10 protein-coding genes and 1 pseudogene are annotated in these 12,611 nt (G+C 36.5%); 5 read left to right on the top strand and 6 right to left on the bottom strand.

Annotated elements, in window-relative coordinates:
* Positions 1–72 precede the first annotated feature (72 nt).
* The 4 genes from KO02_RS21185 to KO02_RS21165 form a co-directional block, all read right to left on the bottom strand.
* Positions 73–1,410: an IPT/TIG domain-containing protein gene (locus tag KO02_RS21185; RefSeq protein WP_038701510.1), complete on the bottom strand. Its 1,338-nt coding sequence runs from the start codon at positions 1,408–1,410 to the stop codon at positions 73–75.
* 308 nt (positions 1,411–1,718) lie between these two features.
* Positions 1,719–2,894 (bottom strand): IS4 family transposase, encoded by a 1,176-nt coding sequence (locus KO02_RS21180; protein ID WP_038694773.1) that lies wholly within the window; start codon positions 2,892–2,894, stop codon positions 1,719–1,721.
* A gap of 399 nt (positions 2,895–3,293) precedes the next feature.
* Complete coding sequence (locus tag KO02_RS21175; protein ID WP_038701508.1) at positions 3,294–3,872, bottom strand: outer membrane beta-barrel protein; 579 nt, start codon at positions 3,870–3,872, stop codon at positions 3,294–3,296.
* A gap of 379 nt (positions 3,873–4,251) precedes the next feature.
* Positions 4,252–4,473: a hypothetical protein gene (locus tag KO02_RS21165; protein WP_038701505.1), complete on the bottom strand. Its 222-nt coding sequence runs from the start codon at positions 4,471–4,473 to the stop codon at positions 4,252–4,254.
* A 216-nt stretch (positions 4,474–4,689) separates the two neighbouring features.
* Between KO02_RS21165 and KO02_RS21160 the strand changes: the two genes are divergently transcribed.
* Positions 4,690–4,887, top strand: coding sequence for a DUF4172 domain-containing protein (locus KO02_RS21160; RefSeq protein WP_038701503.1), 198 nt, complete (start codon positions 4,690–4,692; stop codon positions 4,885–4,887).
* Positions 4,888–4,918: 31 nt separating this feature from the next.
* Complete coding sequence (locus tag KO02_RS21155; RefSeq protein WP_038701501.1) at positions 4,919–5,233, top strand: transposase; 315 nt, start codon at positions 4,919–4,921, stop codon at positions 5,231–5,233.
* Positions 5,234–5,370: 137 nt separating this feature from the next.
* On the opposite strand, the pseudogene KO02_RS23425 reads toward KO02_RS21155, so the two are convergent.
* Positions 5,371–6,612 (bottom strand): annotated as a pseudogene (locus KO02_RS23425) (IS3 family transposase).
* A gap of 330 nt (positions 6,613–6,942) precedes the next feature.
* On the opposite strand from KO02_RS23425, the gene KO02_RS21140 reads away from it, so the two are divergent.
* Genes KO02_RS21140 through KO02_RS21130 form a run of 3 tightly spaced genes read left to right on the top strand, consistent with a single transcriptional unit; the run spans position 6,943 to position 10,539 of the window.
* A complete protein-coding gene (locus KO02_RS21140; RefSeq protein WP_038701497.1) occupies positions 6,943–7,557 on the top strand; it encodes a hypothetical protein in 615 nt (204 codons plus the stop codon).
* A 17-nt stretch (positions 7,558–7,574) separates the two neighbouring features.
* Positions 7,575–9,644, top strand: coding sequence for a TonB-dependent receptor plug domain-containing protein (locus tag KO02_RS21135; protein ID WP_038701495.1), 2,070 nt, complete (start codon positions 7,575–7,577; stop codon positions 9,642–9,644).
* Positions 9,645–9,654: 10 nt separating this feature from the next.
* On the top strand, positions 9,655–10,539 hold the full coding sequence (locus KO02_RS21130; protein WP_038701493.1) for a hypothetical protein: 885 nt from the start codon (positions 9,655–9,657) through the stop codon (positions 10,537–10,539).
* A gap of 1,012 nt (positions 10,540–11,551) precedes the next feature.
* Here the strand turns inward: KO02_RS21130 and KO02_RS21120 are convergent.
* Positions 11,552–12,130 (bottom strand): MliC family protein, encoded by a 579-nt coding sequence (locus tag KO02_RS21120; protein ID WP_038701489.1) that lies wholly within the window; start codon positions 12,128–12,130, stop codon positions 11,552–11,554.
* Positions 12,131–12,611: the final 481 nt, after the last annotated feature.

The raw sequence follows: 12,611 nt of genomic DNA, 5'->3' as shown, positions 1-12,611 counted from the left end.
TTTCAAAGCTTGCGGCTTTCCTAAAAACAGTAAGTGCTGATTCTACTCCATTTAAAGGTATGCTTGGATTCGTTACTCGATAACTAATTTACGTATGCGTGCATTGCTCCAATCTGCGATGTAGATATCTCCCTGCTCGTTGACTGCTACTCCCCAAGGTTGATTGAATTGCGATTCTACAGGACCTCCATCTTTATATCCTGGAGTACCTGGCTGCCCAGCTACTGTGGTCACAATATTGTCGGCAGATACCATACGGATACAATGGTTGCCATAATCGGCAACAAACATATTGCCGCTGTTGTCAAACTTAATGTCTTTAGGGTAGTTGAAAAGGGCATCGGCAATTGGACCATCTTTAAAACCTCTGCCACCAGGTGCATTGAGGCGTTTAAATCCTCCGGTTCCGTTGGGGTCGCGTAGGTCGAGTACCGAAATGCCTTGTTTGAATTCGGTGGGTGTGGCATTCGAATGTAGGGTAATGTACAGCAACCAAGGTTTGGCCGGATTGATTGCCTGACCGTACTGGGATCCATAGGGGCCTTGGTGTACAATGGTTGCTTCAAGGGTCTCGGGATGTATTTTGGCAATCTTTCCATCGCGGTATCGTGTGTATAGATACCCATCATACGGGCAGAAAGTGACAAAATTTTTGTACAAATCGGCAGCTACAATCGAATTATAATCTGCCGTTGAGTACTTAACGTTTCGTTGGCGCGGATACCAAGCTTCTCGTGGGTCGAATGTAAATATGACTTCCTTGACCGATTCATGCGCAACAGTTAGCATTCCCGTAGCGCGGTCTACGGTCAAGCCATTGGCATAGAGGATACGTCCGGTCGCGACAGATTCTATCAATGGCGTAACGATGTTCTGTCGCTCGTTAATCCGGGCTACTCCAAAAGTGGCTGGGGTGCCCCCATCGCGCCATGACATAAAGATGTTGCCCTCGGCATCAAGTTCTAGGTATTTGCCATACACTTCAGCCTCAGAAAGGACACCAGGCTTAAAGTTTTTTTGCCCGTTGCCCGTCACGGTGCTTACCTGTGCCTGTATATGGTAAATAAAAGGGTCGTTGTAAACCACCGAATCTCCGTTTACAACAACAGAGATGCTGGGGTTATCGCCTGGAAGACGTGGAACAATGGCATAGATACGATTGCCACTGGCTGCGATTACAGAGGCTTTGGCACGGTTGAAATAAACGTTGATTTTGCTCGGGTCAGTTCCGAAATTTTCACCGTCTAACAGGATTTTGTCTCGTGCTCCGCCTTCATTTGGGTAAAAAGATGTAAGCATGACCGGTTTACTAGGGTCATGTTTTTTTTCAGTAAGCTCACTTTTGCTATCACAACTTGTTAAACAAAATAAGGCTCCTAAAAATTTGGCTAACAATAGGTAGCGATTCATTGTGGAATGGTTTTTAATTCAATATTATTTAGATAGAGCAATGTTACGATATCCGTTTTTTCTTTCAATTAACTGCTTATTATCAAAACGTAATGAATTTGTTAAACCTATTAGATAAGATGTGTTGAAGGCTTTTTTAAGATAATTTAATTAACATTTTGTTAAATAGAAAGTGGACATTCTTTCACATTGAAACCTTTTTATTGTTTAAAATCTTTTATATCACTTCCGTCCTAAATAAATTTTAGGCGCGTGTTTCCCTTGAAACAGTATCTATTTTTAGATAATTTCAATTTTGACCCTATTTTTTAGTCTGAGAATATCTGTAGCTGTCCATTTTTACCCTTAACTGGTGGCCTGATAAAAGGATCATCTATCCATTGCCATATATTTATTTTCACGAATATATTCATCCTGATAAACCCGACCAAGTTAGACAGATTCCAATCGTATTTAGCCTTCTTCTGAAGGTATTTGAGCAGTAATATTCCAATCAACGAAGTCCATATTTGGATCATGACCGCATTTTCAGAAGTACCCACAAAAGATGATATTTTTAAGCGTTGCTTCAGATGCTTGAAGAAAATCTCGATCTGCCATCGCTGTTTATAAATGTTAGCTACTAGTGATGCCTTCCATTGGATATTATTTGTCAGAAAGTGGTACTGGTTGTCTGTGCTGCTGTCCCAAAAGTGAATCAAGCGTAATGGTTTAGAGTTGTATCTATCTGCTGATGGACCAGAAAGCTCAATGATCTCATCTTTAATGATTCCCTTTTCAAGGAGTGCTTCACTCTGGTATGACTTGATAACGTTGTACTTCATGTTAGTTTTACTCCTGGTAACAAAATAACAACCTCTGCTGTCCAAATCCCCGAGCCAGTTGTAATCCACATAACCTCTATCCACCACTACAACGCTTCCTTTGGAAAAACTATAGCTACCCGCACGCTGGCTTTCATGAACTTTCCCGTCTGTAATCTGCATGAAAACAGGAAGACATCCATCATAATCCAGCACAGTGTGCAGTTTTACAGCACCTTTGGTGCTTCTAAATTTAGCCCAGTCAAATACAGATAAACATAAAGGGATGATACTGGCATCCATCAGATAAACCTTGCGCTTTAATTGCGTTAGATCTTTGCGCAAATGGGTATCCTTTTGCCATAGCTTATCTAATAGCGAAAAGTACAGATCTTTAAAGAGTTCATGGGTGCGGTGCTTGTTGATATAGGAAATATTGGACTTGCTGGGTGCTCTACCAACACCTAAATGGTTCAAATTACCAGTCGTACTACGTAAGCCATTACTGATATCACGAACTGAATCTGCAGAAGAAAAATGGCAAAACAACATGCTAGCAAGATGCGTCCAGCTGTTGATCCCTTTACAATGTTTGTCACTCTTGTGCTTAGCAACCAAAACCTTGAATAATTCGCGGTCGATAAGTGATAAAATCTGACTAAAAACGTTTAAATTTACCATGGCGGTGTGTTAAAATTTGACGATTTAAATATAGCAACTTTGCTATAGCAAAACACCGCCACTTTTTTCAACGTTTAGGACGCTACTGCTTTTATATCTTAATGAGATGACCATAGGCCTCATTTCAATTATGAATCTGTGCATGTTTACTATGTACAGGTAAATTTACCACTGAAACTATACCTGAAAGGCTATTTAAAAAATATGGAGTTAATGATTGTCTTCCGTAGGAATTTGAGCTGTTGGTTGGTATTTTGAAGTCAGCGAGAGATGCTGTTGTTAAAGAGGTTTATTTTTTAAATCAGGAGTCTATCCAAATTCCGCTTTTGGCTTCATTAATTTTTTCTAGGAATATCTTTTGTCGATATAATAAACTGTATTTTAACTAAAATGGATTGTTTAAAAAACAATCCATTTTACGCCAATTTGATATTGCTCAATAAGCGTGTTCCAATTGCGGTATACCACGGTTTTTCTTTCTACAGCTCGATATCGAAAATATAATTTTCCCAATTCTAATCCAAAAGTGTAACCTAATTGAGAGCCGCTATTAAATGCCCTCTCTCCATTATTCAGATGATATTTATCCTCATTTAGAAGTTCATTGAATTCTATACCACCCAACAATGCAAAACCTGAGGTAACGTTCAATTTAAACAATATAAGGAAATCAAAAAATTGGAGTGCCTTGTTTCCTTTAGCAATCCCGTTAAGGTAATCGACAGTTTCAGAATTTGCCCTTATGCGGCTGATGTTATATGTAGGTTCTACTTGAATAGCCATATTAGGTCTAAAATGATAGCTAATTATTCCTCCGGCTTGAAAACCGACGCGATTCGATGAGTGGAATGATAATCCATCAGCATGGGATAAATTTCCACCAAATTTTATTCCAACTCCGATTTGAGAAAAGCTCTTGCTCACGGGTATTAAAAGAAACAACAAAACCACTATTGCAGATCGAGTATTTTTAAACATGTACAAAAGTAGCTTTTCTTAAGAGCTCAGCTTATTGACTTTTGTAAAGATATGGTCAATAATTTGGGTTATTCCAACCGATTATTATTTTCTTTCTTTCATTAAGATCGCATTTATCATCTCTTCCAGCTGTTTTCTGTGGGAAAGTTCAAGCCCCATATTCGGCTACCGATAGTTTCATTTAGCATGCTCCTTAATCAACAACCCAGTAGCCTCCAGATTTACCTTCGCCACGGTATTCTATTTTCTCTTCTTCTTGTAGCTTTTGTAATCTGCTATAATAAGCAGGATGGAAATATTGTTTCAAAAAAAATGCTCCAAGAGCTTTTGATGAATCTGCTTGGTCGAGAGGTAAAGCTTGCTGCTAACTAGGACGGTTTTAGAGTGGTTTTCTATCTCTAGCTCTCAATCCTTTGTATTGATTAGGCAAGTGTAGTATCGTTGGGGCAGTAGCTATTTCAGGTAATTCGGGAGGTGCAAAATTCAATTTTTTGCTGCTGCTGATATGCCACCCGTCACATACTTCGCAATGGTACCATCGCGTTGGTGCAAATCCAGATTCCTTAAGTATATCTGCATGATTGAATTTAATGAAATTCATCGCTTTATTTTCAGTTCCAAAAAGCTTTTTTTGTTTTTATCACCAATGATTAAAAGTTTACAAATAAATAACCAAGTCAGGTGTCCAGACAGTGTCTGGACATTATGTATTCGTACTAAATCCAATTTTTAGACGTAAAAAGATAATATTTATCTAAGGTGTTCAATTTGATTGCGGAGATTAATTGTATTATTCACCGTAAGAATAAAAAAAGCAATGGCAAAATACATCTATCAACATAAAAACTGGACAAATTTTACTTGGAATAATAAAGCAATAAATGTTGCTTTTGGTGAAGTGCGCCATTTGCAAGGAAAAATTACTGGACAAATGAGCTTTTTAGGTTTCTCCATTCAGGAAGAAACGAATTTGAGTACACTTACTTTGGAGTTGCTATCTTTGAGTAGACAGTAAGTTAAGGGAATTTGATAACTTAACAGAAATTATGTCACGAGAAAGAAAAGCATACCCTAAAGAGTTCAAGATCATGAGTGTTGAACTGAGTAATACCCGTACAGATTTGAGTGCACTGGCCAAAGAACTAGATGTCAGTCCTGCATTGTTGTACCGTTGGCGGAAAGAGTTTTCGATTAAACAAAGCAGTAGCTTCCCTGGGAATGGTAAAGTTATCCTCAGTGCAGCTGAACAAGAGCTGGCATTATTGAAGAAAGAACTGCGAGAAACGCAGATGGAGCGCGACATTTTAAAAAAGGCTATCAGCGTCTTCTCCAAGGGCGACAACAAATATTCATGTTCATAAAGAATCATAGCAGTATATTTTTAGTTGGGAAGATGTGTTCAGTATTTAAAGTGAGTAGAGCTGGATTTTACAAATGGTCCATCAGTCGTCCATCAAACAGAAGTATTGACCATCAGGACGATGACGTCATTCCAATTTCAGGAGTATTCTAAAGTAGAAAAATTTGCTGTTTTGACCTGATTTTCAATAAACATTTCAGGTGTTAAATCCCCTAAACAGCTATGGGGTCTGAAAGTGTTATATTCGTCTCTCCAGTCTTCAATTTTCTGCTTAGCAACCTCCAACGAAAGGAACCAATTGGTGTTTAAGCATTCATCACGAAAGCTCCCATTGAACGACTCAATATACGCATTATCCGTAGGTTTTCCAGGTCTTGAAAAGACAAGTTCAACTTTTTGTTCGTAGTCCCACCTATCCATTTCCTTTGAGATAAATTATTCACTCGTGTCTGTTTTTCTCGGAGTTCATGATTGCTTTGCAATTCAGAGCCATTATCCACTTGAATTTTCTTTGTTTTGGCTCCTTTAAACAACCTCAATTCTTCCAGAACTTCTACAACCTGATAGCCTTTTATACCCTGTCCAACATGGATCGCCATGCATTTACGACTATAATTATCCACTATAGTTAAGCAACGGATTTTCTTCCCGTCAAACAGTGCGTCTGCCACAACCACGAAGTAGCAGCGAAGCTAACTCCATGCTCCAGCAGTCATGTAAATTGGAAAACGAAGGTCTTTCAGAACGATGAGAGGCTGCTCTGTCGCATCGAGGGCGTTTACTCCTTAAGTTCTAGACCTTCTTCTTTATAGATCCGATATACACGTTTATGGTTGTCAGACCAACCTTCACGACGTAAAAGAATATAGACTCGCCAGAGTCCATAACGTACCCATGTTTCGGCTATATTACGTAACCTTAAGCGTAATGGAAGATTTTTGCGACGGTGGGCTTTATAGTACCAAACAGAAGTACTTAGTAGTGATACCTTGCATGCTTTCCGCAATGAAACCCGATAGTCCGCAACTAATCCCTTCAGTATTTTTCTACGTTGAGAAGGTCTCAATACTTTTATTCATTATTGTATATTTCCTATGGAATTCATGAGACGCTATGCTTAGTTTTTTTTAACACATCCTGCAACATCTGTTTATCCAAACTCAGATCGGCAACAAACTTCTTCAGCTGAGCATTTTCTTCTTCAAGCTGGCGCAGTTTTCGAAGTTCGGAGATACCCAGACCTCCGTATTTTTTCTTCCAATTGTAGAATGTCGCCTCGCTGATACCCATTTTACGGCAGACTTCCTCCACCCGGGTACCCGTCTCAGACTGCTTGATCGCAAAGGCGATCTGAGCTTCGGTAAACTTCGATCTTTTCATCGTTTTTCCTCCTATTTAAAATTAGTAATTCAAATCCGAATTCTCTACTTTTAAATGCTCCAGTTTTTTGGGAGGAGGTCAATCTAATATTCTGTAAGTAGTAACCCTATCACGCAAGCCATTCAGAGTATGTTGTATTTCAGAATGAGATAGAGCAATTTCAGATTGGCTGATAAATCTTAATATTTCCGCCTTAGCTACTGTATTTCTTGTTTGTTTCATCTTTCTATTATTTTATTACAGCAACAATGTTGCGTTTGTGGATATAATCGTTATATTTGCAACAATGTTGCATTGATTGCAAATATAAATAATTAGCCCATAAAATATATGAATAAATCTATTAATAAGCGTTTTTGTGAATTTGAGAATATTTTACCTCGCAAATCAATACGAAAAAAGGTAGTGGTTCTTTCCTCCTACATTTTTTTTAGTGCAACGTTCTCCTCTTCTCTTTTCGGTCAAGGAATTCCGAAAGATACAACAACCTTATTACAGGAAGTAATTATTACCGCACTTCTAAGAGAATCCTTTGAAGTAAACGTGGGAGGATTTGAGAGCAAGGATATAATGGACGTACCGCTGACAATACAAACTTTTGGGGCAAAGAACATACGGGGAATATCAGCCATAACTGTTCACGATATTTTGATGTCAGATCCTTCCGTACAAAGTTCTTCTTATGGAGTAGGGTTCGACAATTTTTGTCTGCTTGGATTTGCAATGGACAATATTACTACCCTTCGTCTTGGTGGGCTTACTTTAGCGTCTCATTATGATGTTACGTTGGAATTGATGGATCGAAGGGGCGCATTTTCGCCAGGGCAGTACCTGTACAAAAGCGAGACCAAATTTAATTATGGTTTAAATGAGCATAATCATAATACGCGTATATCAATTGCTGAGAATGATCTTACTGACAGCAAAGCCCGTAACCTTCTTTAAAATTAAAACAAAAAAAAATGCATTATCATAAAATACTATTCCTTGCTTTACTATTGGTTAATATATCAGTATTTGGGCAAAGTGATAGTACAGTAGTACAATTAGATGAGGTTATATTAAAATATATCAATCCGCATAAATCTATTTATCAACCTCAGAAAGTTAGTGATTTCATACATCGTACCAATACAGGCAAAGATTTAGCACATCATTTGGAATCCTTATCTGGAGTTCAAATTCGTAAGTCTGGGACGAATGTTTCTAAACCAATAATAGATGGTTTATCCAGTAGTCGATTAGTATATATGATTAATGGTGTGAAATTAGAAAATCAGGACTGGGCAGACGCACATTCGCCTGAAATTGATGCAGATTTAGCCAATAATTTAAGTATTTTACGTGGCGCAGAAACAGTAAAATATGGTTCAAATGCACTGGGAGGTGTTGTAAATGTAAATGCAGGTAGAATTCCTATTAACAAAGAGGTTAGCGGTTCCGTAACAACCCATTATTTAGGTAATACAGGTGGCTGGGGAGGGAACTTTAAAGTTTACCAAAATTTGAGCCAGATAAAGGGGCTACGTTGGCGTTTAAGTGGTAATAATACACAAAATGGGGATTATCACACAGCAGAATATAATGTAACCAATTCCGGAACAAGACTAGAGAGCTATCAAGCGGAGATAGAATACGAACTCAATAAGGTAGTAATTAAAACTTTTTATTCTAATTATAATTCCAAACAAGGTAATTATTTTGGTGCGCTAACAGGAAATATTGAAGAATTTGAAGAGCGTATTGAGTTGGGCAGACCATTGCTAACTTATCCTTATTCATTTAATATTCAAGCGCCTTATCAGAAGAGTGTGCACCAAATTGCAAATGCAACTGCCAAATGGACACTTGCACCACATTGGTTTGCAAAAGCGCAATATACCTATCAAAAAAATCATAGAGAAGAATTTGATATAAGACGGAGTACATCAAATTCAGTTCCTGTTCAAGAAATGATATTGAGTTCTACTCATATCAATTCAGAAATAGAATTCAGAAAAAATTTTCTTCATTCAGCGCTTGGTTTTCAAATCAGAAACAAAGAAAATTTCAATCAACCCGGAACCGGTGTAACGCCTGCTTTGCCTAATTATATTTACAAAGAAAAATCAATTTACACACATCATACTTTACTGCTTAACCATTGGATCTTAAACGCTGGCTTACGTTATGATTGGGCACTAATGAACGCTCGAGGAATTAACTTTTTGGGGCAAACATATGGCGAGAATAAAGACTTTTCTTCCCTATCTACTCAGTTAGCCACCAAATTATCTACTGGAAAGTGGGATTTTAATTCTTCTTTAAGTTATGGATGGCGCGTTCCCGAATCTTATGAATTGTATGCTAATGGAAAGCAACACGGAATTCCTATTTATTTTGTTGGTGATAAGAAAATGAAAGCGGAAAAGGGGTTAAAATGGATGAATACCATTAAATATAAAATCAAAGAAACAACCTTAGAACTTCAAGGTTTCGTCAATAGGCTAAATGATTACATCTACGCTATTCCTACCCATCAATACAAGCAACTTTTTTCTGGACCAGCGGCCATTTTCCAATTCAAGCAACAAGATGCTTTAATATATGGATTGGATCTAATTCATATTACAGACATTACTCCCAAATTAGAATTCACAAATAAATTATCTTGGATTCAAGGAGAAGAAGTTAAATCTAAAAATTCACTGCCCAACATTTCACCAATAAGATTGCATAATCACTTAAGTTATCAATTTCCATTTTTTGCCAGATTCGATGATAACAGCATACAGATTAGTCATGATTGGGTAGGAAAGAAAAGGAATTTTAATCCCGATTATGAATTATCGACCCAAACACCTAGTGCATATAACATATTTAATATTGCGATTAGCTCACAATATTCATTTGACAAAAATCTAAATTTAAGATTTACTGGTAGCATAGATAATCTATTTAATACCCTTTATAAAGACTATTTAAATTTACACCGCTATTTTGTTCACGATAGAGGTCGTAGTATTAATGTGAACATTCAATTTAATTTTTAATTTTTTTTTTATGAAAACACGACAATTGTTTAAAACCGTTTTATTTGCATTCTCAGTCATGATTATGTTAGGATTAACCTCTTGCAGTAAAGATGACGATATGCCTGTAACCCCCACTGATGAAACCTCAGATTTAGGACATGATGATTGGGCTAAAGTAACATTTAAATTTCACCGTGGACATCTGCATGGTGCAACTTTTCATGGAAATCCCATTAATGACAACGTTAAATATTTCAAATCCGTTCAGGAAATCAGTTATGAGTACGATGAAACCGGAAATTTAATTAAGCCAGATGTGCCTATTCGGTTAATTAAAGATGAAATCTATGCTTTGGAAATTATTTATTTTAATAAAAAAGGAGAACGTATGAATTCTGAATTCACAACCGAGAAAAATGCACCGATTCATCAACATTTTTTTCTATCAAAAAATGCCAAGAAAATCGATACGGATATTGATTTTCCTGCTGCCAGTACAATTTTAGACTATGTATATCGTGATACTAATCCTGAGGATGGTATGTTCACACATAACGGTGTTGTCTTACGGGGCAGCAAGGATCCAATAGGTTTAAAAGGTTACTTTTTTGTTAATCAATCTTACACCCAATTTGATTTGAATGTTATTTTGGTTCATATAATGAAAGGCAATAAGTTAGATCAAAACGGAAATCCATCTCCATTTAATGCACCAAGTAATGCCTTTTTAGCCACCCAAGATTTAAATCTTAAAATTCCTGTTAGAGTATTTGCTGAACGTCCTTCTGGTGATGATTTTGATCAATTTATTTCCGATATAGCGAATGAATTTAATGTCTCTGTTGAAGAAGCTGAAGCTGATTGGGAAGAGGCGGTAGATACTCCCTTTGAAAGTGGAAGTTATTGGATGTAAATTTCATTATTCTGTTTTAAAATATATTACAGATATAAAGAAATTAAATGATATTGAGAGAATAACTTCTCAATATCATTTTTTTTGTTCTTGTTTTTAAGTTTATTGTTAAAAGGACTGTTGAGTTAGGCATTTATTATGTTTCTTGAATCAAATTAGGTATAATAGAAAAAATAATTGATATAAATGATGAAAGTCCCACCAGTTTCATTGAAATAAACCTGATAAGTAAAAGGAGTACAGACTCAAAAGTTTATTCGATTTGTTTTTCACTTTACAAGAAAAAATAGTGGATGCTAAATGGAATTAGCACTATTGCTAAATCGTCATCTTTTATGGAACTTACGCCTCATAAACTTCTATATAGTTATTTTTTGATATTTCAAGTAAAAACCACTGAACAAAATGAAATCATACATCTTTATTTTGAAGAGCGCAATATTGTTCCTAAAGAACTTAGTAATCTAATATTAGCTGCTCACGGTTCCATAATGAAGTTACTATGCAAGATTGTCCCTTGCGAGGCAATAGCGTTTATCAACACGTAAAACTTCAAAGATGGTTTGAAAAAGAGTCTCCTAATTAGTAGCTAAGGGAACTAGGATGACAACCTAGTTCCCTTCTTTTTTAAAAGAAATTAATCGATACTAAATCCAATGACTGTCAGTTTATTTAGAGTAGATGGTAAAAAACTGCAACGGCAGCCCTCATTTCTGATAGCGTGAAACGTCGCAGGATTTTTAGCCTTATTCTAAAATTCCCCTATTAAATAAGTTTGCAGGTAGGGGTTTTTGTATTCTATGAGCAAAAAGAAGAGTTGTTGATGCCTTAAAAATCACGTTACCACGACAAAAAAAGCAGTATTTCAAAAATACTGCTTTGCTCTACTAAACTCTAAAACTGACAACTCCTTCGCAAAAAAAATAGAAGAAAAGTTCTCGAAGGTTTTGTTCAACAGGTTTTATTATCTTGTTCTGCGAACAAAACTAAAGCTTGGTTATTCGAAGTAGTTTTAATTTTTGAATACTGTTTTTCCATCTTTTAATAATTCATACTTATCACCCTTGCCAGATAATTCGTAATCGTCGTTTTTATACCATATTCCGGAAGCAGCTTTTTGCGCTACTAAATCAATTTGTTCCCCTCCGTTCAGATAGGTTTTAACAGTTCCGTCTGTGTTGTTGAAGGTCATATTTAAAACATCGCCTCTGTCATTCTTTACTTCAATTTCGACCTTATCGTCCTGATGTTCAAAAATTACCTTTCCGTCTTTCACTAGCTGGATGTCGTTCCCTTTACCTCTCAATTCATAGTGGTCATTCTTATACCAAATGCCAGATGCAGGTTTTTGGCTAACAAGTTCCGCTGTTTCTCCATTAATTGTTATTGTTGCAATGTCTTTGACATTGTCAAAAGACATTGCAAGTTTATTGCCTTCTTTGTCAGCTAGTGATTGGGTAGCGATGTCATTAGGCGTAGCTGTCACTTGTTCTGTTTTTGTGCTACCCGTTTTTTCTTCCTTTGATCCTTGTTTACAGGCAGTTAATAAAACTGAAATCACCATTGCAATTGTCAAAAATTTACTTGTCATTTCTTTATATTTATTTAATTATTATTCTTTCGCTATACATAAGCCTTAATGGTTCCGCTATTGTGGTTTATCTGTTGGACTGTATCCAAAAAATAACTGCAAAGGGAAAAGTATTGGCGAAACACGGGCTAAAGGGAACTTTACTTTAGTTCAATTTTCGACCAAACGTAGCCGATGCTTTTTCAATGAAGTCAAATTACAAAAACAAATCGGAATTGAAAAGCAATAATAGCATATTAATACAAATTTTTCAACTAAAACATTACCCCAGCTGAAGCAAAAAGTCATTACTCACCGGAAGTAAAAAACACTCACTGTTAAAGGATAAATCAAGAGGACGCGTTTATTCTTTATTAACAATGAGGATTACAGCAAAATTTTAGCTCCTTGGAATAAAATTAAATTTCAAATGATGCAAAGGAAAAGCATGGCTATCACCGATACGACAGACTTTTCCTATTTTATAAATTCATCTGGCCTA

The organism is Sphingobacterium sp. ML3W (assembly GCF_000747525.1).
In the GTDB taxonomy this organism is placed as follows: domain Bacteria; phylum Bacteroidota; class Bacteroidia; order Sphingobacteriales; family Sphingobacteriaceae; genus Sphingobacterium.
This window is presented reverse-complemented; position numbering and strand designations above follow the sequence as displayed.

Bases quoted from the DNA above. Each gene is read 5' to 3' on its own strand.
- KO02_RS21185 (WP_038701510.1), bottom strand. From the start codon at position 1,410: ATGAATCGCTACCTATTGTTAGCCAAATTTTTAGGAGCCTTATTTTGT.
- KO02_RS21180 (WP_038694773.1), bottom strand. From the start codon at position 2,894: ATGGTAAATTTAAACGTTTTTAGTCAGATTTTATCACTTATCGACCGC.
- KO02_RS21175 (WP_038701508.1), bottom strand. From the start codon at position 3,872: ATGTTTAAAAATACTCGATCTGCAATAGTGGTTTTGTTGTTTCTTTTA.
- KO02_RS21165 (WP_038701505.1), bottom strand. From the start codon at position 4,473: ATGAATTTCATTAAATTCAATCATGCAGATATACTTAAGGAATCTGGA.
- KO02_RS21160 (WP_038701503.1), top strand. From the start codon at position 4,690: ATGGCAAAATACATCTATCAACATAAAAACTGGACAAATTTTACTTGG.
- KO02_RS21155 (WP_038701501.1), top strand. From the start codon at position 4,919: ATGTCACGAGAAAGAAAAGCATACCCTAAAGAGTTCAAGATCATGAGT.
- KO02_RS21140 (WP_038701497.1), top strand. From the start codon at position 6,943: ATGAATAAATCTATTAATAAGCGTTTTTGTGAATTTGAGAATATTTTA.
- KO02_RS21135 (WP_038701495.1), top strand. From the start codon at position 7,575: ATGCATTATCATAAAATACTATTCCTTGCTTTACTATTGGTTAATATA.
- KO02_RS21130 (WP_038701493.1), top strand. From the start codon at position 9,655: ATGAAAACACGACAATTGTTTAAAACCGTTTTATTTGCATTCTCAGTC.
- KO02_RS21120 (WP_038701489.1), bottom strand. From the start codon at position 12,130: ATGACAAGTAAATTTTTGACAATTGCAATGGTGATTTCAGTTTTATTA.